Below are 24045 nucleotides of genomic sequence, written 5' to 3'. Positions count from 1 at the left end.
CTCCTCTACTTCATATCACTAGGTTTAGAGGCTGCATTTGCTGCACCTCCTACACCTGCTTTTGAATCCGCATTGTTGTTAGCATCAGTCTCTGTGCTTGCTGATGCGGCAGGACTACTTTTCACCATCGATGACATTACTTTCTTAATTTCAGACTCTGCCCACTGTGATGTTTCAGCATCTACTTCGGTTGGCGGCTCAACAATAATCTTGCTGTCAAACTCACTACGGAAATACTTAATCGCACTCATTAGCGGCTCCATTGCACCAGGCGCGTGAGCACAAAAGGTTTTACCTATCCATAAATCGCGGGTTAAGCCTTCTAGTTTTTCAACATCACCGACCTGACCTTCTCCATCATCAATGGCAGTCAATAATTTGACGCCCCAAGGCAGACCATCACGGCAAGGCGTACAGAAACCGCATGATTCACGCTGGAAGAAAATCTCAAGATTTTTAAGCAGTGGCACCATGTCTTGTGACTCATCGACCACCATAATCAGACCCGTACCCATACGGCTACCAGCCTTTTGGATACTGTCAAAGTCCATCGCTACATCAAGATGATCCGGTGTTAAGAAGTCAGTTGATGCACCGCCTGGTAACCATGCTTTAAGACGTCGGCCATCTTTCATGCCGCCTGCGAACTCTTCAATAATTTCACGAGCAGTATAACCAAATGGCAACTCCCACAGACCTGGATCATTTACCAAGCCTGAGCAGCCGAATATCTTAGTACCTGGGGTTTCGCTATTGCCTTTCTCTTTTGGCAATGACTGATACCAGTCCACACCGTTGACCATAATGGCCGGCATATTGCTTAGCGTTTCAACGTTGTTAACCACTGTTGGTCGACCCCACGCACCCGATACCTGTGGAAATGGTGGCTTAGTACGAGGGTTAGCACGGCGACCTTCTAAACAGTTAATCAGTGCCGTCTCTTCACCACAAATATAACGGCCAGCACCCGTATGCACATGTAAATTAAAGCTAAAATCTGAGCCTAAAATATTGTCGCCCAGTAAGTTATTCGCTAAGCACTCATCAATCGCTGCCATCAAACGCTTTGCCGCAATAATATATTCACCGCGGATAAAGATATAACCGTCGGTTGCGCCAATAGCATGAGCAGTGATTAACATGCCTTCAATTAGCTGAAGTGGCAAACGTTCCATAAGCAAACGGTCTTTAAAGGTACCCGGCTCCATCTCATCAGCATTACAGATGAGATAGCGAGGACCACCATCTGGAGGTGTCATAAATGACCATTTCAGACCAGCATTAAAGCCTGCACCGCCACGGCCACGAACGTTGGCCGCTTTAATCATATCACCTACTTGTTTAGGCGGTTTATCTAAGGCATTCTTCAACCCCTCAAAGCCGCGTAATGAGCGATAGGTATCTAAATCTAAAATAGCATCGTGATGAGCCAAGCGCCAAGTTAATGGCTTGGTCTCAATAGTAGCGGTTTCTTTGTCACCATAGATAGGCACACGCTGCTCATTTAACTGGCTAGGTGCTTTACCTTGCTTACGGCGTGCAAACTGCTCAGCGATAGACAGTCTTTTTGGCGCACTCTCTGGGCTCAGGGCAGCTGTATTTTGGCTATTTTCGCTCATGGATAGTACTCCAATAACTCGGCAACCTCTTCAGGAGCAACAGGACCAAAAGTATCTTCATCGATTAATACAGAAGGACCCTTGTCACAATTACCTAAACAACAAATTGGCAATAAGGTAAAACGGCCATCTGGAGTAGTTTGACCAAATTCAATACCCAGATGCGATTTTAGTGATGCCGATAACTCTTCATAACCGGTCAAATAACAAGCGATTGAGTCACAGACCAAAATAACATGACGACCCACAGGCGAGCGATAAATACGGTTAAAGAAGGTGGCCACACCCTCAATATCTGTTACTGGTACATCTAATAAATTAGCGATGGCGTTTACTTGCGCGTCATCTACCCAGCCGTTGCGCTTTTGCACAAGTTTTAAAGCGTCAAGTGACGCCGCCCGTGCATGAGGATAATGATGAATATATTCATGAATACCATCAATCTCTTGGGCAGTTAAGATGCTTGCAACATCAACGGTTGGTGCTTTATCGGTCACAATTCTCACAGTGCCAATCCTTAACTTAGTCATATTTAGCAGGCACGATTCGTGCGGGCTATCTTGTGTATTAAACTGCTTTGTGGCGAGCAGTATCTGTTTGAATGATTGGTTAAATCTATCCTGATACTGCGGCAAGCCAATTTATCTTAATCGATCGTTATTGTCTTAATAAGCAAAACGGTATATCAAAACTAAAACCGATCTATCTGTCGGTATCTGCCATAACGATATCAATAGAAGCCAGATAGATAATTAAATCCGATACTAGACTACCATTAATCACCGATGGCATTTGCTGTAAGTGCGCAAATGTTGGCGTACGAATACGAGTACGATAACTCATGGTCGACTTATCAGAAGTAATATAATAACTGTTAATACCTTTGGTTGCCTCAACCATCATCGACGCTTCACCAGCAGGCATAACAGGACCCCACGATACAGAAATAAAGTGGTTAATCAAGGTTTCGATGTCATTTAGTGTACGATCTTTTGGTGGTGGTACTGCCAATGGGTGATCGGCTTTATAAGGACCCGATGGCATATTATCCATACACTGTTTAATGATACGTAGCGACTGACGAATCTCTTCAATCTTCACCATACAGCGGTCATATGCATCACCGTTGTAGCCGACTGGAATCTCAAAGTCATAATTCTCATAACCCATGTATGGACGCGCTTTGCGTAAATCAAAGTCAACACCAGTTGCACGCAAACCAGCACCCGTCACGCCCCAAGCTAGTGCTTGCTTAGCATCATATTGTGCTACATTTTGAGTACGGCCTTTAAGAACCGAGTTTTGCATTGCCGCTTTGACATATTCATCAAGACGTTTTGGCATCCAATCTAAGAACTCACGAACCAGACGCTGCCAACCACGAGGTAAATCAGCAGCAGTACCGCCAATACGGAACCACGCTGGGTGCATACGATAACCTGTTACGGCTTCAATCACGTCGTACGCTTTTTGACGGTCGGTAAACATATAGAATACCGGCGTCATACCACCAGCATCCTGAATAAAGGTACCGAAATACAATAGATTGTTGGTAATACGGAAAAACTCACTCATCATTACGCGAATGGTTTGAGCGCGATCAGGTACAGTAATGCCTGCCAGTTGCTCAACGGCCATCACATAAGGCAGCTCGTTCATCACACCGCCAAGATAATCAATACGGTCGGTGTAAGGAATATAAGAATGCCAAGTTTGACGCTCAGCCATCTTCTCTGCACCGCGGTGGTGATAGCCGATGTCTGGAATACAGTCGATAACTTCTTCACCATCAAGCTGCAATACTAATCTAAACGCACCGTGAGCAGAGGGGTGGTTAGGACCTAAGTTTAGGAACATGAAGTCTTCATCACGTCCGCTACGTTTCATACCCCATTCTTCTGGTACAAAGCGTAAGTTTTCTTGTTCAAACTGCTGTTTGGCAGCATTTAAGAAGTACGGCGTAAATTCAGTAGCACGCGCATGATACTCTTTGCGAAGTGGATGACCCTCCCAGTACTTTGGTAATAAAATACGGGTTAAATGCGGATGGCCGTCAAATACGATACCGAACATATCCCACACTTCACGTTCATACCAGTTAGCATTTGGCCAAATCTTGGTTGCTGTTGGAACAGTTAAATCGTCTTCAGATAAAGCAACTTTGATACGGATATCACTATTACGCTCAAGCGACATTAAGTGATAGAACACCGTAAAATCACTGTCTGGCATACCGTCACGATGCTTCCGTAGGCGCTCATCGATGGCGGATAAATCCAGCAGCATCACATAAGGTTTAGGCAAGGTACGCAGGAACATCAAGATATCAAGTAAGTCTTTGCGCGCCACCCAGATAGTCGGGATGCTATCAAAAGTAAACTGCTCAGTGAATTTACCTGAGAATCTATGTCCAAGCTCACGAAGTACTGCAGGCTGTGTTTTATTAGCCCCAGCAGTGTTGCTATTAGTCGCTTTGCTATTATCCGTTACCATGATTACCGCTTACCTCAGAGTCATTGCAATGACGGAAAACACACGTTGAATACGTTGATATTCGCGGTCCTGCTCTACCGTACTAGGCTTATCTGTCTGTTGAATATGTGCTATTAAATGCAAGGTATTTATTACAAGCTACTTACTAAATGCAAATTTAATATAAATGAGTTGCCATGTGTTTAATATTGATTGGTCAGGTCATCTCTTAAGTCAGATGACCTTTATATAAGTGATTGCTCTATTCAGGTGTTAAATACTGTCTGGGCTACGCAAGTTTTTAACAGCAATACGGTCTGCCTGTTTGCGATCACGCTCAGGTAGCATCTGCGGCTGATAGATACCTTTGTCATTGACATAAGCACCAAGTGGACGACGCTCTTTTTCAATAGAATCTTGTAATAGCATCAAGCCTTGAATCAGTGCTTCTGGACGCGGCGGACACCCTGGAACATAGACATCAACAGGAATAATCTTATCCACGCCTTGCACCACAGAATATATATCGTACATGCCGCCAGAGTTTGCACAAGAGCCCATTGAGATAACCCATTTTGGCTCAAGCATCTGCTCATATAGACGCTGAATAACCGGCGCCATTTTAACAAAGCAAGTACCCGCGACAATCATTACGTCTGCTTGACGGGGCGAGGCACGGATAACTTCTGCACCAAAGCGTGACAAGTCATGCACCGCAGTTAGTGTGGTGGCATACTCAACATAGCAGCATGAGGTACCAAAGTTAAATGGCCATAATGAATTTTTACGTCCCCAGTTTGCTGAGGCATGAACCATATCCTCAAGCTTACCCATAAAGACATTGCGGTTTACCTCGTCCTCAATCGGATTGTTCACCGTTTGACGAGTTTGCGCAGGATAAGTATCGGCGTCAGGATTCGCACGGGTTAGCGTATATTTCATGATATAACCCTTAAGAAGACGATTTGTTAGATAAAGTGGTGTCATCAGATAGCGTTGAAAAATCGACGCTTGTGACATTACCTGTTGTATTAATATGATCGATATTTGCCAAATGACGTTTATTCACTGCAATATCATTCGATACGTTAACTTGACCAGAAGATTGGGCAGGTATTTTACCTGTCGGATCGGTATGTAGCTCATCAATGCCATTAAATTTAGTAATATTAGCTAGATTGAAGCCTATAGGCGCTTCGGTTAAACGCTCTTTTTTGCGGCGTTTGTCAGCTGGTGCCCAATTTAAAGCACCCAAGCTTAAGGCATATATTAAACCAATTAATAAATCGACAACAAAGATTACCGCTGTTGCATAACCTGGCCAGCCCACTTCTTTAACAGAGACGGCGTAAGCGTATAAATACAAGGCCTCAATGTCGAAAATAACGAAGAAAATAGCTACTAAATAGAATTTTGCAGACAAACGAATTCGGGCATTGCCAGCTCCGACAACGCCCGATTCAAATATTTCATTTTTTTCTGTACCTTGTGAGCGTCCACCTAATAAACGTGGGACCACAAGCATGAATATAACCAAACCAATGGCAGCCAAAATAAAGGCTAATGCTGACCAATTAAAGGCGGAAGTCATTTATAAATCTCCTCACTGGCAAGTATCCGCTGACGGTTATATTACAAAGATAATAACGCTAAACAGCAATAAATTGATACATCGGCTGGCAAAAACTGAGGTGATACTATACTTTTTTTAACAGCTAAAAGCTACCTCAATACTGAATTTAAAGGTCACACTTCGGTTACTTAAACACGCAACTGCTTGTTGACAATATAATTTTTTTAAGGCAATACCTAGTCTTCACAACCATATACCATAACTAAGACTTAACCAATATACCCTAATCACTTATTTAAGGCTCAATAGGTTGCGTTACATTATGTACCTAGTCCTATGTATGTCTATAAGTGTATGTCTATAAGCATCTAATGTATATGCTTAGGTACGTGGCAGGGTCACGCCCTTTTGACCTTGGTATTTACCGCCACGATCTTTGTAACTGGTTTCACAGACATCATCGGCATCACTTTGAAAGAATAACATTTGTGCCACGCCCTCACCGGCATAAATACGCGCCGGCAATGTGGTGGTATTACTAAACTCAAGAGTCACGTGACCTTCCCATTCAGGCTCAAGCGGCGTGACATTCACAATAATACCGCAGCGCGCATAAGTCGATTTACCTAAGCAAATAGTTAATACGTCACGTGGGATACGGAAATATTCAACAGTACGAGCCAGCGCAAAGGAGTTCGGCGGGATAATGCACTCATCGCCAACAATATCGATAAAGCTGTTTTCATCGAAATTCTTTGGATCAACAATGGCCGAGTGTACATTGGTGAATACTTTGAATTCACGCGCGCAGCGTACGTCATAACCATAGCTTGATGTGCCATAGCTGACCAGCTTTTCACCGGCATCATTAAAGCGAACTTGTCCGGCTTCAAATGGCTCAATCATGCCATGTTCTTCAGCCATTCTACGAATCCAGCGGTCAGATTTAATCGACATTTCATACCCTCAATATATTAATTCTTATCATTGCGACCATATCGGCCAATTTTGAACCTCTGATGACACAATATAACACGGCAGTGATTATAAGGAATTACACCGCTAATTTATAGCGCTATCTCTATATTAATCTTAATCGAGATATTTACCCGTTATTTGATGCAGTATGACAAGATTTAGCTATTTTTAGCCCATTTAAATGTAATCGTACGAATTGAGGACACGCCCTAGATTACCATTTTGCGAAATGATCTTCTGCCAATCCCATCACTTTATCTAGCACAATGGTTTTATCGCCGACTCTTATTTCGCCTGAATAATAGCCAACCCACTGCTCAAAGATACTGGCCACCAGATGATAGTTATCTGTCTTTTGATAAACGTTTACTGGCTCAAAGCTGAGCTGAATATCGACTTTACTCCAACCAAGATTCTGATTACTGATCTGCCATGCCTCTTTTTGTTGACCGCGTCTAAACATAACTGGCGGCAAATGTATAATCTCTCCATCAAGCCAGCACGCATTCTCGCTCACACCGGTCTCATTAACGCCCATAGATAAATTGAGCATGAAATGAGCACCATTTGGCAAGTGGCTATTGATACAGGCCCAAAACCAATTGGTCTCGTGGCGCATAAAGCCTAATGTCCAATCTAGGTTTGCAGCACTGTTATCATCAAAGCTCAAAGATTCGACCTTTGACTCAGCAGTCTCAAAATGCTTAGAGTGCCCTTTAAATGAAAAATCACCTTGAACTGCTGAAAACGGCTCTTTTTGAGTAAATGTCCAGCCGCGTCGCCCTGATGGTGAGCACACTGCCAGTGGATTATCACCTCGGGTTAGCACCGCGTTGACTGCAAATAAGCAGCTGTCTAACGTTAATGACACCTGCTCAGGCTTAAATTGCATATCGACACTGATTTTTTCACGATTAAATGACATCTGTCCGTGTTGATGATCGCCCTCTAATACCGTGTTATAGGTTAACGGACTGACCGCTTCAACCACGTCAAGCTGCTGCGTCTGCTCATTATAAAGGTAGGCAAAAGCAGAACTTGCCAGTTTAATAGAGGCCACGGCTATACAAATACGGTATGGCGGCTGCACTATTTGAATAAATGCAAACTGATTAACTTTAAATTGCTTACGTCTTGCAGATACCGGTTTTTGTGAAATCAGATGGCTGTGGTAATCCAGATAATTAATCTGTTTCACCTGCTTGAATACCCCAAATTGCGGCTGACCATTTTCAATTAAACGCTCTACTGTCTCTAAGCTTGGTAAATTAACCGCATTTTCCGCTTTATCATTATTGTGCATAATCTCTAAATTCCTTTTTAGAGTGGTACTCTGAACGAACTGGGCTATTATTTATTCAAACCGCATTGCATCAGATACGCTTATTTTAGCAAGCCCATCTGATGCTTTGGTAATTGCTTGTTTTGTTGCCTTTCGTATAGGTAACTATTTACAGTTTAATAGATGACAGTCTATTAGAAAATACGACCGTCATCACGCTGTTTAGCAAACTTAGCAATATTGGCTTCGATATTTTTGCCGATATTCATGTAAAACTCTGCATAATCATCACCATCGCCGTTATTGGCAATCACACTTGGCTCGCCTTTGTCGGCTTGAGCACGAATTGCCCCTGCTAGCGGCAATTGTCCTAATAAAGGTACTTGATATTCTTTGGCAATGGTCTCCCCGCCGCCGGTACCAAAAATCGCTTCGGTATGACCACAATTAGAACAGGTATGCAGCGCCATATTCTCCACCACACCAATGACTGGAATGCTGGTTTTATTAAACATCTCGATGCCCTTTTGCGCATCCATTAATGCAATGTGCTGCGGCGTGGTAACAATCACAGCGCCAGTAACAGGGATACGCTGAGCAAGCGTTAGCTGAATGTCACCAGTGCCAGGCGGCATATCAATTACCAAATAATCGAGCATCGGCCAATTGGTCTGATTGTACAACTGCATCAATGCGCCGGTCGCTTTAGGGCCACGCCATGCAACAGGGGTATTATCTCCATCCAATAAGCTACCTATAGAAAGCATGGCAAGTCCGTACGCTTCTACTGGCACAAATTGCTCATTCTCAAGCTGCGGCTTTACGCCCTCGACACCAAGCATACTTGGCATAGACGGACCATAGATATCGGCATCGAGCACGCCCACTCGATTACCTAGCTTTTGTAGTGCTAAAGCAATATTCACCGTGGTGGTCGATTTACCCACACCGCCTTTACCTGATGCCACCACAATAATATGTTTAATACGAGGGTGTGGCTGCAATTTCGACTGCATGGGTGCGCGCTTAGTAATCGGTGGCTCATCCGAATCCGCAGCTTGTTTAGGAGCGGCAGCGTTGGTCGTTTTAGGCAATTTATTACCGGCGCCCTTGGTAGAAGATACCGGCTCAATACCAGCTGAGGTGGTCATGTTTGCAGATTTAGCCGCTGTAGTAGCAGATTTTGGTGGCAAGCTTACATTTAGATTAATCTCTTTAATTCCGTAAGGCTGCAACGCCAAACCAAGCTGACGATGAATCTCTTCAGGCTCAACGTCACCGCTTAAGCGCAAATCTAGAGTTACCGACTCACCGCTTTGCTTTAAAGCAGTCATTGAGTTTTGCTGATTGGCATTACTGTTTTTAGCGAGCACTTGATTTGCTGCAGCTTCTAACTCAGCTTTAGTGGCGGTAAAGGATTCAGTTTGGCCTTCTTTATGGGTCGTTTTTTTTATAAAGTTAAACATGCTTGCCCCTTAGCTTAGCATTGCTGCCATTAATTGTTTTCTGCTACTGATAAAACCATTATCAATAAAGTAAGTGCACGGTAATTGAGCCGTATTATTACGGGTTAGTGTAGCGGACTTTGGTCTATAAAAAAACCACACTGGCAGTGACTATTTAACTGGGTATCAGCTCTCTTTATTTACCTGATGACTTCTTTGATTAATCTATCATTAAATAGGTAAAAACTGCGACGCAATAAACAGGTAAATCACCACACCAGAAGCATCACAGACCGACGTAATCAGTGGCGCACTGGCGCTGGCAGGGTCAAAACCGAGTTTGTTCAGCACGAATGGCAAGCTCATACCAATCACACACCCAATCATCACCACTGACACCATACTTAATGCCAATACTAATGACACTACAGCGTCTCCACGAATATAGCCGATAATAGAGATGGCAACTGCCATTGTCGCTCCTAATAGCAGCGCAACCATAGCTTCTCGCCCAAGCAGTGAAAACCAGTCACGCATCACCACCTCGCCTGTGGCTAAAGCGCGAACCATTAAGGTTGCCGACTGTGAGCCGGCGTTACCACCACTATCGACTAATAAAGGCAAGAAGAATACCAATACTAAGTTAGCCGCAATTACCTCCTCGTAATGCGAGATACCCATACCAGATATCAGGTTACCAAATACCAAAAACACCAGCCAAAACACACGCTTACGATATAACAGATTAATGCTAGTGTCTTTAAAGCTACTGACTAAGCTAGATACACCGCCTGACTTATGGAAGTCGTCAGTCGCCTCATCACGTGCCACGTCCATAGCATCATCGTGAGTGACAATCCCCACCAACGCGCCGTTGCTATCAACAACTGGCAGTGCGATTAAGTCATAACGTGCAATCTTTTTGGCGACATCTTCTTGATCATCACTAACCTCTGAGAAGATAACCGACTCAAGCATAATGTCACTAATCTGCTCTTCTGGCGCAGATAAAATAAGCGACCGCAGTGACACCACCCCTTGCAGCTTACGCTCTTTATCAATGACATAAGCATGATAAATAGTCTCGGCATCAGGCGCCTCTAAACGCAGCGCTGCTAGTGCGTCTGCTACCGTCATCTGAATACTTAGCGTCGCATAATCTGACGTCATTAGCGCCCCTGCTGTTCCCTCCTCATAAGCAGATAAGCGGCGAATGTCTTCACGCTCCGCTTGAGCAAGTGCTGGCAATAGTGCATCTTTTTGGCTCTGGTCGAGCTGTTTATATAAGTCAGTACGCTCGTCCGCCGGCATCTCGCCGACCAACTTGGCAAGATTAGCGCGTGGAAACTCTCGCGCCAGTCGTGTTTGATTCTCTACCTTCAAATAAGAAAAAATCTTGGCTCTATCTGGCAAACGCTCTAATAATTGCCACGCCAGTCTGGGTTTAATTAATGCCAGCACATCCGCAGTATCAATCGGGCGTAGCGGTGCTACCTGTGAGATGGCTTGATTAAACTGCTGCTGCTCGATAGCGCCGGCCAATTGTAGCGCCATGTCATCATAATTCATCATAGGTATTTACTCCTTGCAGTGCATCACTACCACAAGCAATTAATCACAGCCATAGCAGGCCCAATGCCAATCGGATACCCGCTGACTGTGTTGATAAGAAGTGGAATGTATAGAAATTCAAAGTATAAAAACTAATAGAACAGTGATTGGATAAGTATCTTTTTATGTCATCAATATTTTAGGGTTTATAACAAAGGCAGATGTAGCAATGAATTCATAATAGCCTTTATAGAAAAAAACCTTCACTTATGATATATATCGGGCTTAGTGCCCTATTTTTAAGGGCTGGTTACCAAACTTATAAGATGCTAAGCGATTGCTGGTTTTTAAGCAAGTGAGTGACTGTTAAACACGGGCTATTGATAAAAATGCTGTTATGGCTATTGATAAAAACAGAATATAAATAAACCTTTGTCATCAGCGCCTGCATACCACCAACCCACCAATTATATAGAGGTAAACTCCCATTTTTATGCCATTTGCGGTATCATAGACGCACTTTTTATATCCTGACAACCTTCCTAAAACCAATAAACTTAATAGGTGATTTTGTGCGTCAAATTCTTGTTACCAGTGCCCTTCCCTACGCCAACGGCCCAATTCACTTAGGTCACTTGGTCGAATACATTCAAACGGACATTTGGGTACGTGCTATGAAAGCGCAAGGCCATCAAGTGACCTACGTTTGCGCCGATGATGCACATGGCACAGCCATCATGTTAAAAGCCGAGGCTAATGGTATTAGCCCAGAAGAGCAAATTGCCAATGTCAAAGCCTCACACGAAGAAGATTTCAGCAAATTTTTAATCGGTTTTGATAACTATTATTCAACTCACTCAGAAGAGAACCGTGAGTTCTCTGAACTGATTTATCGTCGTTTAAACAGCGAAGGTCATATCTCAACCAAAGATGTTGAGCAGTTATTTGACCCTGAGAAAAAATTATTCTTAGCCGACCGTTTTGTTAAAGGCGAATGCCCAGAGTGCGGCGCGCAAGATCAGTACGGCGATAACTGTGAAGTGTGCGGTACCACTTATAATGCCACTGAGCTTAAAAACCCGTACTCGACGCTTTCTGGTGCCACCCCAGTATTAAGAACCTCTAAGCACTACTTCTTCAACTTGCCAGAGTTTGAGTCGTTCTTAAAACAGTGGACAACCGATAGTGGCCGTCTGCAGCCATCTGTGTCGAACAAGCTACAAGAGTGGTTCGAAGCCGGTCTTGCCAGCTGGGATATCTCACGTGACGCGCCTTACTTTGGTTTCAAAATCCCTGATACGCCGGCCGATGAGCCAGAAAAATACTTCTATGTTTGGCTAGATGCGCCTGTGGGCTATATGGCCAGCTTCAAAAACTTATGTGAGCAGCGCAAAGACTCAACTGACCCTGCTAAACCTGCGCTAAACTTTGATGATTATTGGTTAGAGGAAAATCAGCACAAAACAGAGCTTTATCACTTTATCGGTAAAGACATCGTCTATTTCCATGCCCTATTCTGGCCTGCCATGTTAGCCGGAGCAGAGTATCGTACACCAACGGGAGTGTTTGCTCACGGTTTCTTAATGGTCAACGGCGATAAGATGAGTAAATCGCGCGGTACCTTTATTCAAGCAGAGACGTTTGCCAAGCATTTACATCCTGAATATCTGCGTTATTACTTTGCAAGCAAACTGTCTGACAAAGTCGAAGACATCAACTTAGATTTTGCTGACTTTATGCAAAAAGTAAACTCAGATATGGTTGGTAAAGTGGTTAATATCGCAAGCCGTAGCGCTGGCTTTATTGTCAAAAAATATGATGGCATGCTGTCAGAAGAATGCGCTGAGCCTGAGCTATTAAATGAAGTCATGCGCACCGGTGAAGAGATTGCTGCCGCTTATGAAAATCGTGAGTTTAGCCGTGCAATGCGCCTTATCATGCAATGTGCGGACAAAGCTAACGAGTATATCGATAGCAAAAAACCATGGGCTATGGCCAAAGAAGAAGGTACTGAACAAGAAGTACAAGATGTGTGCTCGGTTGCGATTAACATCTTCCGTCAATTGATGGTGTATCTAGCACCTGTATTGCCTGAGCTAACCGATAACGCCAAAGCTTTCTTAAATATCGATGATTTAAGCTTTGAGAGCCGCAATGAGCTGTTGCTTGGTCATAAAATCAATAAGTTTAAGCCATTAATGCAGCGTATTGAGCAATCTCAGCTTGATGCCATGGTTGAAGAATCAAAGCAAGATTTAGCCGCTGTTAAGGCTAAGACTGACTCAAAGGCTAATGCAACATCGGGCGACAAGCCAGCCAAGGCTGAAGCATCAGAGGCAAGCGATACCATCGAGTTCGATGACTTTATGAAAGTTGAAATGACCGTGGCTAAAGTGCTTGAGTGCAACTATGTGGAAGGCGCAGATAAGTTACTTCAATTTACTTTAGATATCGGTAAAGATAAGCCGATTAATGTATTTAGTGGTATTCGTAAGTTTTATGAGCCAGAGCAATTGGCCAATAAAAAGGTCATCTGTGTCACCAACCTTGCACCGCGTAAAATGAAATTTGGTGTCTCTGAAGGTATGATTTTATCTTCAGGGGATCCAAAAACGGGCTTAGTAGTCATCAGCCTGCCAGATGAATGCCAAGTGGGTGACAAATTGGCTTAATGATTGGCTTGACTTATTTGTCTCGTCTTCTAGACAAATAAGTCGTAAAGCCAAATAAGCCCTACCCTTAATGAGAGCCGATGCTTAAGGGTATCGGCTTTTATATTATTTATCAGGTTTTTTTATTTCCCAGTTGTGTTACATTATTGTAATATAGACTTACACTGTTAACCTTAATGGATTAGTGAACACTTATGTCGTCAAATTACCCCTCAATCATGCCTCTCAAGACCACCTCTAATCTTAATGTGACAACCAAGCTAAAAAAGCCTTGGCAAACTGTCATGGCCCTGAGTGTGGGTTTAGGCCTAGCCGCGTTGGTTAGTGGCTGTGCTGATAAAGCTGAGCAAAGTGAAATGACAGCTGATACGAGCAAAGCGCCAAAAAATATAGCGATTACCCAGATCGTAGAGCATCCCTCATTGGATGACATACGCCGCGGTATCGTTGATGAATTGGCCGACAATGACTATGTCGAAGGTGATAATTTAACCGTTAACTTCCAAAGCGCGCAAGGTAATACCGCAACTGCAGGACAAATTGCCAAGCAGTTCGCCGGTGACATGCCGGATGCGATTGTGGCTATCTCTACTCCATCAGCGCAAACCGTGGTTGCCTCAACCACTAATATTCCTGTGATTTATACTGCCATCTCTGATCCAGTTGCCGCAAAGCTAATTGATGAAAATGAAGTCCCAACACAGTCTAACATTACTGGTCTATCAAGCCAGCTTCCTATCGAGCCACCATTAGACTTGATTCAAAAAGTGGTACCAAATGTCAAAACCATCGGTTATGTTTATAGCCCAGGTGAGGCAAACTCAGTTGCGGTATTAAAGCAGCTACAAGAGGCGGCGCCGGCACGTGGGCTGAAGATTCTTGATGTCAGTGCCAATCGTCCAACCGATGTGGCCATGGCAACACGTAGCTTACAAGGCCGTGCTGATGTTATTTATACCTCGCTAGATAACAACGTTATCTCTGCTTTTGAAGCTATGGCAGCAGCGGCTAATGAGATGCATATTCCGGTTATTACTTCAGATGAATTTAGTGTGCGCCGCGGTGCAACAGCAGCACTTGGCGTGAATGACTATGACTTCGGCCGTGCTACAGGCAAGATGGTATATCGCGTGTTAAATGGTGAAGCCATTACCGATATTAAGCCGCAAGTGATGAACGACTTGACCTTATATGTCAGCCCAAAGCATGCTAAAGCGCAAGGCGTGACCTTTGATGTGGCAACTCTAGAGAATGCTATTAACGTTGACGAAACTGAGCCGAGCACGCAGTCGGCTGAATAACTACAGACAGCCCACTAAATTTATAACAGCTATTAAACGTCTACTGTTTATTCTAATAATGAGCATAGGCCCCAATTTAATATTATCACCACCTATTTATCAGGGATTATCTCCCTAGGAGAACACCAAATGTTTAATCCAAATCGCTTTGTTAAAACCCTTATGTGGGGAGGCGTTGCTACTGCCATTCTTGCCGGTTGTAACCAGCAACCTGCTACAGACGAAAGCACTACTGATGCTAACGGCAATACGCCAGCAGCTACCGAAGTAAAAGAAGTAGCCATTACTGCTATTGTTGAGCATCCTGCGTTAGATGATGTACGTAAAGGTGTGATTGAAGAGCTGGCTGATGAAGGCTTTGTGGAAGGCGAAAACCTTAAAATCAACTTCCAAAGCGCTCAGGGCAATACCGCAACTGCCGGTCAGATTGCCAAACAGTTTGTTGGTGATAATCCAGACGTTATCGTTGCTATCGCAACCCCATCTGCGCAGTCAGTGGCTGCAGCAACCAATACTATTCCGTTGGTATTCTCAGCGGTAACCGATCCAGTAGAAGCTAAATTACTAAACAGCTTAGACGGTTCAGGTACCAACGTAACAGGTGCCTCTGATGCCCTACCGTATAAACCACAAATCGAATTAATGCAGCAAATCATTCCAAATCTTAAGAGTGTCGGTTATGTGTATAGCCCAGGTGAGGTTAACTCAACCATCGTTCTTAAAAATCTTGAGACTCAATTGCAGCCAATGGGCATTACCTTACATTCTGCACCTGCGCAAAAGAGTAATGACATTGCTATGGCCGCCCGCAGTATCGCCGATAAAGTAGACGTTATCTACACGTCAACCGATAACAACGTGGTGTCAGCGTATGAGTCTTTATATCAAGTGGCCAAAGAAAGCAAAGTACCGTTAATCGCCTCTGATACCGGTTCTGTTGAACGTGGGGCGATTGCGGCTCTTGGCGTTAATTATTACGACCTAGGCCGCGAAACCGGTAAATTAGTTGGCCGTATCTTAAATGGTGAAGCACCTGGTAGTATCCCTGTTTATACTGCAAGCTCTCTAGATCTACATGTCAGCCCAAGCCATGCTGCAGAGCAAGGTATCACCTTATCTCAAGATGTGCTTGATAAAGCAAAAGAAGTTAGTGAATAAACGTCTACTTATTAGCATGTTAATGAGTTAATAAATGGCATTGCTAATATCAAAAGCACATGATGAGTATCATGTGCTTTTTGTATTGTTTAGTTTTGAGTTTGTTTGTTAGAATAAAATATTTTTATATGGAACCATGATGTTCCCAGCCTAAATTTCTGGGTAATATGATGACAATTTTGAAATTGCGCTACCATAATGCTCATTGGTTTACTGTAACTGCAGATTGCTTAATCTGTTAAACCCACTTTAGCTCACTGTCTTTATGTGTCTTTATGTGTCTTTTGTATATTCACATTAGGTGCATACTGATTGCAGTACGCTGAACATTAAGCGGTGTCTTAATCCCTTATGTCTCTCATTGCTTTTTTTGGTGCTCTTGAAAGTGGTCTTATTTACGCACTGGTTGCGTTAGGTGTATTGCTTTCATTTCGCACCCTCGATTTTCCTGATTTAACAGCAGATGGTAGTTTCCCATTAGGTGGCGCCGTTGCCGGCATCTCTATTATCTCCGGCATTGATCCTTGGATAGCCTGTGGTCTTGGCATGCTTGCTGGTGCTGCTGCTGGCGTCGTAACCGCTTGGCTTCACGTTAAGCTGGGCATTTTACAATTACTTGCCAGTATTTTGGTAATGGTTGCTCTGTATTCAGTTAACCTACGCATCATGGGCGCGCCTAACCTGCCTTTACTTGGTGAAAAAACCGTCTTTAGCACTCTAGTGACTAACGAGAATGGCTATTGGATGCGCTGCGTGATTATCGGCGCCGTGGTTATTGTCGCTAAGTTATTTTTGGACTGGTTCTTTAGTACTGAGTCAGGATTGTCCATGCGTGCTACAGGGTCCAACCTTAGAATGGCGCAAGCACAAGGCATCAACACCTCTATTATGACTGTGGTTGGTATGGCAATATCTAATGCGCTGATCGCATTGGGCGGTGCGTTATTTGTACAGACCCAAGGCGGTGCAGACATCTCTATCGGTATTGGTACGATTGTTATTGGTTTGGCAGCAGTTATTATTGGTGAGACCATTATTCCAGCGAAACGTATTTGGCTGATTACCTTTGCCGTTATTTTAGGCGCTGTGATTTATAAGCTGTTTATTCAAGTGGCGTTATCAAGTGACACTTTGCGCAGCATTGGTTTTGGTTCACAAGATTTGAACCTAATTACTGCCCTACTGGTTGTTATTGCGCTACAGCTGCCTTCTATTAAATCAAAAATACTCTCAAGTCGTCGCAGTTAGAACTTATTGACGCAAATTACCAATAACGATTTGGATGTATTTTGAATAAATAATATTAAATTTAGCGAGCACTGAAAAAGGATATCGCCATATGATGCAAGCCAATGACCTTCGATTGACCTTCAACCGGGGTACACCGATTGAAAACCCTGCCCTGCGTGGTATTAGTTTAAATATCGCTGAAGGCGAGTTTGTCACAGTTATTGGCACCAATGGTGCAGGTAAGTCGACTTTCTTAAACGCTGTCAGTGGCACAACCCGTGTTGATAGTGGCTCTATATTGTTAAACGGCGTGGATGTCACCAAAAAGACAGCGCACCAAAGAGCCCACTGGGTAGCCCGTGTTTTCCAAGATCCAATGGCTGGGACTTGCGAAGCACTGACTATTGAAGAGAACTTAGCCTTGGCTTATAAGCGTGGTAGTAAGCGCGGATTAAGCATGGCGCTCAACAGCCGTAATCGTGATTTATTCCGTGAAAAGCTATCTATCTTGAAGTTGGGTCTAGAAAACCGCTTATCTGATAGGATGGGGCTGCTATCAGGTGGTCAGCGTCAAGCCGTAAGCCTACTCATGGCCTCATTACAGCCGTCTAAAATTTTATTGCTTGATGAGCACACCGCAGCTCTTGATCCGAAGACAGCAGACTTTGTATTAGAATTGACCGATAAGATTGTAACCGATAATAATCTAACCACCATGATGGTCACCCACTCAATGCAGCAAGCACTAGCACACGGTGACCGCACGGTGATGTTACACCAAGGTCAAGTAGTGTTGGACGTTTCAGGTGATAAACGTAAAGGCATGAATGTCCATGACTTACTAGATATGTTTGAGCAAACCCGTGGTGAAAAAATAGAAGATGACAGCTTGATATTAAGTTAACGTTGGTTTGGTAAGACAGTTGGTTTGCTAAGAAATAATATAAAGCCCATTCATATGAATGGGCTTTATATTGCGCAGATAATTATTTATAGTGTATATTCTGCTGTCTAATTTTTGCCTCACTAACGTTATACCTTTTACTAAACAGTTAAGGCGATAACCTCGCTAAGCCTATACTTGTCGTACTTCGCTCGGTTGCCTTGTAACCATTTTAGACTTCTTTGACTATAGGTTGTAAAAATTTAGCCATTTGCTTAGGGCGTGTCCTCAATTCGTACGATTACATTTAAATGGGCTAAAAATAGCTAAATCTTGTCATACTGCATCAAATAACGGGTAAATATCTCGATATTTACGGCATTATTTTCCTTGTCTGACTCCGATTTATCTTATTTTTATCCCCATTTTCAAAATGAGGCACGCCCTAGTTAAAAACAAAAAAGCCTAACTGGATTCAGTTAGGCTTTCTCATTACTTATTTTTTATCGTACTTACTGGATTAGGCTTAGATATCAAACTCTAAAGCACGGTCACCTTTGGTATCTTGGATGCGTGTAGGCAGGCCAATCTTGTTTAGAGTGTTGATAAATGGCTTAGCATCAAGCTCTTCGACATTTGCCATATGGCCCACATCCCACTCACCAGTTGCAATAAGCATTGCCGCGGCAACAGGTGGTACGCCTGCGGTGTACGAAATACCTTGGCTGCCTACTTCGTTGTAAGCTTCTTTGTGGTCAGAAACGTTATAAATAAATACCTCTGTCTCCTCGCCATTGATTTTACCTTTCACTTTGTCACCAATACAGGTTTTACCCGTGTAGTTTGGTGCCAATGAACTTGGATCTGGAAGCACGGCTTTAACAACTTTAAGAGGCACAACTTCTTGACCCTCAGCAGTCGTCACTGGCTGCTCTGATAACAGACCTAGGTTTTGTAATACAGTAAATACATTGATGTAATGCTCGCCAAAGCCCATCCAGAAACGGATGTTTGGCACATCAAGATTGGCTGATAAAGAGTGAATTTCATCATGGCCGCTTAGGTAGCTGTTTTGCTCACCAACGACAGGTAAATCGTCCGTACGCTTCACTTCAAACATTTTGTTTGATTGCCATTGACTGTCCTGCCAAGAATAAACGGTACCGGTAAATTCACGGAAGTTAATCTCTGGATCAAAGTTAGTCGCAAAATACTTGCCATGGCTACCGGCGTTGATATCAATAATATCGATATCTGTTACTGTACCTTTGTCCATCATGTCATAGCCAATACGCGCGTAGGCATTAACCACACCTGGATCAAATCCAGCGCCTAAAATAGCGGTGATGTTATTCTCCGCACAGCGCTCTTTACGTTTCCATTCATAGTTTCCATACCATGGCGGCGTCTCACAAATTTTGCGAGGGTCTTCATGAATGGCCGTATCAATATAAGCCGCACCGGTTTCAATACAGGCTTCAAGTACGGTCATATTTACAAAAGCAGAACCCACGTTAATCACGATTTGGGCGCCGGTTTGCTTAATCAGCTCAGCGACTGCTTTTGAATCCATTGCATCGACAGCATAGGTATGCAGCGTAGCAGCTTGTTTAAAGCTACCTTTTTCCACAACGCTTGCTGCAATGGCATCGCACTTAGCTTTGGTACGTGATGCGATATGTAACTCACCCAGGACATCGTTATTCATCGCACATTTGTGGGCAACCACTTGGGCCACGCCGCCTGCGCCAATGATAAGAACATCACGTTTTGGGGTTTGAGTATTAGTAGTAGTCAATCTGGAAATCCTCCTTAGTGGGTCAACTCATAGAATTCATGTTGACGCCGTGAATGATGTGCGCGAATTAAAAAGGAAGAAAAAGGAAAACCCACGCACCCGAAATCACCTCGCTCAGCTGTCAGATAAATTAGTTTAATCAATGATAGCCAAGCCATTAAAAACGCAGCATTATAATGTTAAACACACAAATATGCACTGCATTTTGAATGTTTTATTTGTACCTTGTGATGGCATCTAAAACAGTCTATCTGGCTACTTTGCAATTTATAAGAGCCGTTATGTTACCTAACGACTCTGGACGTTATTGACTCACATCAAACATCGACGAGATTAAAATAATCCAATTAGACTTAAGATTTATGACAAACTGGCTTTAAAATCTTCATAACCAAAAGTTTTTTGCACTTTTAGCTCACCATCTTTATCACAAATAACAATTGATGGCATAGCCACACCATTAAACCAGTTCTTCTTAACCATGGTATAACCAGCGGCATTGCCAAAGGCGACTTTATCACCGATTTGAAGCGTTTGCTCTAGCGCATATTCACCAAAGATATCCCCAGCTAAGCAAGATTTACCATAAATAATGGTACTACCGGCGCTTTCTTGAGAGGTGATATCACACTCTGTGTCGTTGATTTGGACCAAAGGCGCACTTTCACGATAAATCAATAAATCAAGCATATGTGCTTCAATTGACGCATCGACAACGACAAGTGGTTTGCCATTATGTAAGGTATCTAGTACGGTAGTGACGAGTTTTGCGGCATTGTGAATACAAGCCTCACCCGGCTCTAGATATACCTGTACACCGTACTTTTCACTAAACTGCTTTAGGCGCTGCGCCAGTTTTTCAAGCGGATAATCAGGGGCGATAAAATGAATACCCCCACCTAAGCTCACCCACTCTAGATTATGAAATAGCGCACCAAATTTATATTCAATATCATCAAGGCTGGCACTAAAAGCGTCAAAGCTTTCGTTCTCACAATTATTGTGAATCATTACCCCAGTAATGTCGTCGATGACCGGTTTAATCTTCTCGATATCATGCTCCCCTAGACGACTAAACGGACGCGCAGGGTCGGCAATGATAAATGACGAGTTACTAGTCTTTGGATTAATACGCAGACCAACAGGAATACCTTGCTCGCAGGCTTTGTCTTTGAACGCATGTAATTGATTGAATGAGTTAAAGATAATCTTATCGGCGTAGGTTAATACCTCATCAATCTCATCTTGGCTATACGCCACACTATAAGCATGCGTCTCACCGCCGAACTCTTCTTTACCCAAACGCACTTCGTTTAGTGACGATGAGGTCGTACCATGCAGATAAGGCTTCATCTCATCGAACACACCCCAAGTTGCAAAGCACTTCAACGCAAGCAATGCTTTTAAACCTGAAAGCTCACACAAACGCTGCACAATCTCTAGATTTTGCTGTAAAGCAGGCACATCAATTTGATAATAAGGCGTTTTTAGCATATTGGTTTCCTAAATGAGGTGACCTAAATTAAGGGAATTGACGTCAAGCAAAACGTAAAAAGCAGCGCATTATAAAGCAGTCTGTCAATCAATAAAACCACTTATAAAAAGCGGTGTTATATTAATATTCATTGCCTTAAATGAGGTCTGCTTGAGTCAATTGCAATGTAAGCAGGCAAACTCAAAAGCACTGGTAAAATCAATGGCACAGGTTATTTATCAATACCCTTTAATGAGCGCTTTAATTTCTTATCATCTGGATGGAACGCATAGCACACCACCTCTCTATCACCGTCTTTCCAACTGCCCACGGTCGGTGTTAAAAACGACATCTCATAAAATGAGTCTTGATAAGACTGACCGATATAATCGCTGAAAGTGTCTTCACAGGTCACGAACATAGATTCCAGCAGCGCCTCGGTCTCAACATAACTGTCTGCTTCTGGCAAATTGTAAGTGTAATACACTTCGTTATCATGCGGCTCGAGACACTGGATAATAGGAATACTAGTGACCGATACATTTTGATTGTCATCGATAATGGTATCCTCTTCATCCGCATCATCAAAGCACATACCCGGCTTTAATACCTCAACTACTTCGACAATCTCACCTTTAAAAACGTGTTCATCGTTTTCTTGCTGAGTACAACTTGCCAGCATTAGAACAACCGCCATCCCCACAGCCGATTTCTTGAGTAAGTCTAGGGCTGAATGATTAGCTACAGTGGCAGGCTTGATTGTCATAAGGACTCTTAATTGGTTTTCATTGTGAGATAGCAGCAGTTATTGGCTATTCTCGTTACTGGGTTGACTAAACTATCTGGCTAAATACGCAGTCATGTCTTCAACACCATGCAGCGTCATAGGATACATATGACCGTCCATTAGTTTTTCAATCTCACCTATGGTATGGGTATAGTGCCAATGTGCCTGTTCTTCTGGATTAAGCCATGCCACTTTGTCAAAGTGTTCTAACACCCGTTTTAGCCACACCGCACCAGGTTCCGCATTCATATACTCCACACTACCACCAACTGAAAACAGCTCATAAGGTGACATAGAGGCATCACCCACAAAAATTACTCGATATTCACGGCCGTATTTTTGCAATAGCTCCATGGTCGGCGTACGTTCGGCATGACGACGCTGATTATTCTTCCATACATAGTCATAAAGACAGTTATGGAAATAAAAGAACTCTAAGGTCTTAAATTCGTTTTTCGCTGCTGAAAACAGCTTTTCTAACGCTTCAATATGCACATCCATACTGCCGCCAACATCGAATAGCATCAATACTTTGACACGGTTGCGACGCTCGGGCTGCATATGAATATCAAGCACGCCCTTTCTAGCAGTACGCTTAATAGTCTCTTTGATATCAAGCTCATCCGCACTACCAGTACGCGCAAATTGACGCAGGTTACGCAGCGCCATTTGTAGTTGACGGGTACCAAGCAGCTTGTCGTCATCAAGATCGCGATATTTACGCTGCTCCCAGACTTTGACTGCACTGCGCTTGCGTGACTCACCGCCGACACGTACCCCTTCAGGATGATCGCCATAGGCCCCAAAAGGTGACGTGCCGCCTGTACCCACCCATTTACTACCGCCTTGATGGCGCTCTTTTTGCTCTTTGAGACGCTCTTCAAGTGCTTTCATAAGCTCTTCAAGTGAGCCGTATTTTTTGAGCAAGCGGCGCTGTTCTTCGGTCAGGTTTTTGGGGTCAAGCTTTAAATCAAGCCACTCTTTGGGGATATCGGTCAGCTTCGCCATCAATTCATCAATATCTAAGCTGTCGATACCATCGAAATAGTCGGCCATGGCCCGGTCAAATTTATCAAAGTGACGTTCATCTTTGACCATACACAGCTTAATTAACCGATACATGTCATCGCGACTAGCGAAATACCACAGGTCTTTATCATCAGGAAACTCAGGATGCGGCTGACGCATAAGCCCTTTATCGAGCGCGGCATTTAAGTCGAGCAGCTCACGTGTACTTACTGGTACCCCGTAAGTGCGTAGCGTGTAGAATAGTCTTACAAACATAATCGGTTCGCTATATTAATTAGTCATAGATTTATTAAGCTTGCCACTGTTCTTTATTAATAGACATATTTATAGCAGTCCATACTTCTCCGCCAACTGTTATATCACATGTAGTATTTGGGTTTATTTTAAAACCACATTTTTCATAACACTTTATAGCACTCATATTCCAGTCGTAAACATTTAAATGCACCACACTATAGCCCATATCCTCGAAAGCTATATTTAAAAGTTTTGAGATGACCTGTTGACCCAGACCTTTACCCCGCAGACTTGGATCACCTATTAAAATCCTGCATAATTTAGCTCTTTTTTGTGTTTCATGATAGATTTCTGCATGCCCTATTAGCTTATCATTGGCTATCACCTTAAAGGCAACTCTATTGGTATCTGCTAAGTAACGAGAAATCTGATCTTTATCAATGGGAAATTTAAATATACTGCCACTAAACTGGATTAATTCTTTCTCTGAATTTATCCAACTCCTTAACGGTTCAAAATCATCAATAGTAAATTTCGCAAGACTTATCATGAAAGC

General features: G+C 43.2%; 19 protein-coding genes. 5 read left to right on the top strand and 14 right to left on the bottom strand.

The window, feature by feature from the left end; genetic code table 11:
- Positions 1-5: 5 nt before the first annotated feature.
- The 9 genes from nuoF to mgtE all read right to left on the bottom strand — a co-directional run bounded on the left by nuoF (position 6) and on the right by mgtE (position 10938).
- Positions 6-1619, bottom strand: a complete 1614-nt coding sequence (gene nuoF, locus AC2SLM_RS04630) for an NADH-quinone oxidoreductase subunit NuoF (RefSeq protein WP_486552318.1) — start codon at positions 1617-1619, stop codon at positions 6-8.
- Positions 1616-2125 (bottom strand): NADH-quinone oxidoreductase subunit NuoE, encoded by a 510-nt coding sequence (nuoE, locus tag AC2SLM_RS04625; protein ID WP_486552317.1) that lies wholly within the window; start codon positions 2123-2125, stop codon positions 1616-1618. The genes nuoF and nuoE overlap by 4 nt, the downstream gene beginning before the upstream one ends.
- A 196-nt stretch (positions 2126-2321) precedes the next feature.
- Complete coding sequence (nuoC, locus tag AC2SLM_RS04620; protein WP_486552315.1) at positions 2322-4112, bottom strand: NADH-quinone oxidoreductase subunit C/D; 1791 nt, start codon at positions 4110-4112, stop codon at positions 2322-2324.
- Positions 4113-4364: 252 nt separating this feature from the next.
- Positions 4365-5033, bottom strand: coding sequence for a NuoB/complex I 20 kDa subunit family protein (locus tag AC2SLM_RS04615; RefSeq protein ID WP_486540534.1), 669 nt, complete (start codon positions 5031-5033; stop codon positions 4365-4367).
- 10 nt (positions 5034-5043) lie between these two features.
- The gene (gene ndhC / locus AC2SLM_RS04610; protein WP_486540536.1) at positions 5044-5682 is read right to left on the bottom strand and encodes an NADH-quinone oxidoreductase subunit A; all 639 of its coding nucleotides are present in this window, start codon (positions 5680-5682) and stop codon (positions 5044-5046) included.
- A 363-nt stretch (positions 5683-6045) separates the two neighbouring features.
- Positions 6046-6621, bottom strand: coding sequence for a dCTP deaminase (dcd, locus tag AC2SLM_RS04605; protein ID WP_486552313.1), 576 nt, complete (start codon positions 6619-6621; stop codon positions 6046-6048).
- 235 nt (positions 6622-6856) lie between these two features.
- Positions 6857-7945 carry a DUF2804 domain-containing protein gene (locus AC2SLM_RS04600; RefSeq protein ID WP_486552312.1) on the bottom strand — a complete coding sequence of 363 codons (1089 nt, stop codon included), beginning with the start codon at positions 7943-7945 and terminating at the stop codon, positions 6857-6859.
- Between the two features lie 173 nt (positions 7946-8118).
- On the bottom strand, positions 8119-9390 hold the full coding sequence (gene apbC / locus AC2SLM_RS04595) for an iron-sulfur cluster carrier protein ApbC (protein WP_486552311.1): 1272 nt from the start codon (positions 9388-9390) through the stop codon (positions 8119-8121).
- Positions 9391-9600: 210 nt separating this feature from the next.
- On the bottom strand, positions 9601-10938 hold the full coding sequence (gene mgtE / locus AC2SLM_RS04590) for a magnesium transporter (protein WP_486552353.1): 1338 nt from the start codon (positions 10936-10938) through the stop codon (positions 9601-9603).
- Between the two features lie 554 nt (positions 10939-11492).
- On the opposite strand from mgtE, the gene metG reads away from it, so the two are divergent.
- The 5 genes from metG (at position 11493) to AC2SLM_RS04565 (ending at position 18185) form a co-directional block, all read left to right on the top strand.
- A complete protein-coding gene (gene metG / locus AC2SLM_RS04585; protein ID WP_486552309.1) occupies positions 11493-13592 on the top strand; it encodes a methionine--tRNA ligase in 2100 nt (699 codons plus the stop codon).
- Between the two features lie 194 nt (positions 13593-13786).
- Positions 13787-14893 carry an ABC transporter substrate-binding protein gene (locus tag AC2SLM_RS04580; RefSeq protein WP_486552307.1) on the top strand — a complete coding sequence of 369 codons (1107 nt, stop codon included), beginning with the start codon at positions 13787-13789 and terminating at the stop codon, positions 14891-14893.
- A gap of 129 nt (positions 14894-15022) precedes the next feature.
- Entirely contained in the window at positions 15023-16051 is a 1029-nt protein-coding gene (locus AC2SLM_RS04575) for an ABC transporter substrate-binding protein (RefSeq protein WP_486540548.1), read from the top strand.
- A gap of 351 nt (positions 16052-16402) precedes the next feature.
- Positions 16403-17299 carry an ABC transporter permease gene (locus AC2SLM_RS04570; protein WP_486540550.1) on the top strand — a complete coding sequence of 299 codons (897 nt, stop codon included), beginning with the start codon at positions 16403-16405 and terminating at the stop codon, positions 17297-17299.
- Between the two features lie 91 nt (positions 17300-17390).
- Positions 17391-18185, top strand: a complete 795-nt coding sequence (locus AC2SLM_RS04565) for an ABC transporter ATP-binding protein (protein ID WP_486540552.1) — start codon at positions 17391-17393, stop codon at positions 18183-18185.
- Between the two features lie 505 nt (positions 18186-18690).
- Here the strand turns inward: AC2SLM_RS04565 and AC2SLM_RS04560 are convergent.
- From AC2SLM_RS04560 to AC2SLM_RS04540, 5 genes are all read right to left on the bottom strand, one after another.
- The gene (locus AC2SLM_RS04560) at positions 18691-19962 is read right to left on the bottom strand and encodes a saccharopine dehydrogenase family protein (protein ID WP_486552305.1); all 1272 of its coding nucleotides are present in this window, start codon (positions 19960-19962) and stop codon (positions 18691-18693) included.
- A 360-nt stretch (positions 19963-20322) separates the two neighbouring features.
- Complete coding sequence (nspC, locus tag AC2SLM_RS04555; RefSeq protein ID WP_486552304.1) at positions 20323-21456, bottom strand: carboxynorspermidine decarboxylase; 1134 nt, start codon at positions 21454-21456, stop codon at positions 20323-20325.
- 212 nt (positions 21457-21668) lie between these two features.
- The gene (locus tag AC2SLM_RS04550) at positions 21669-22202 is read right to left on the bottom strand and encodes a septum formation family protein (RefSeq protein ID WP_486552302.1); all 534 of its coding nucleotides are present in this window, start codon (positions 22200-22202) and stop codon (positions 21669-21671) included.
- Positions 22203-22274: 72 nt separating this feature from the next.
- Positions 22275-23507 carry a vWA domain-containing protein gene (locus tag AC2SLM_RS04545; RefSeq protein WP_486552301.1) on the bottom strand — a complete coding sequence of 411 codons (1233 nt, stop codon included), beginning with the start codon at positions 23505-23507 and terminating at the stop codon, positions 22275-22277.
- Positions 23508-23541: 34 nt separating this feature from the next.
- Entirely contained in the window at positions 23542-24039 is a 498-nt protein-coding gene (locus tag AC2SLM_RS04540) for a GNAT family N-acetyltransferase (protein ID WP_486552299.1), read from the bottom strand.
- Between the last annotated feature and the right edge of the window lie 6 nt (positions 24040-24045).

It is taken from the genome of Psychrobacter sp. CX16 (assembly GCF_057396245.1).
The sequence above is the reverse complement of the archived record's forward strand: the minus strand, read 5'-3'. Positions and strand labels throughout refer to the sequence as shown.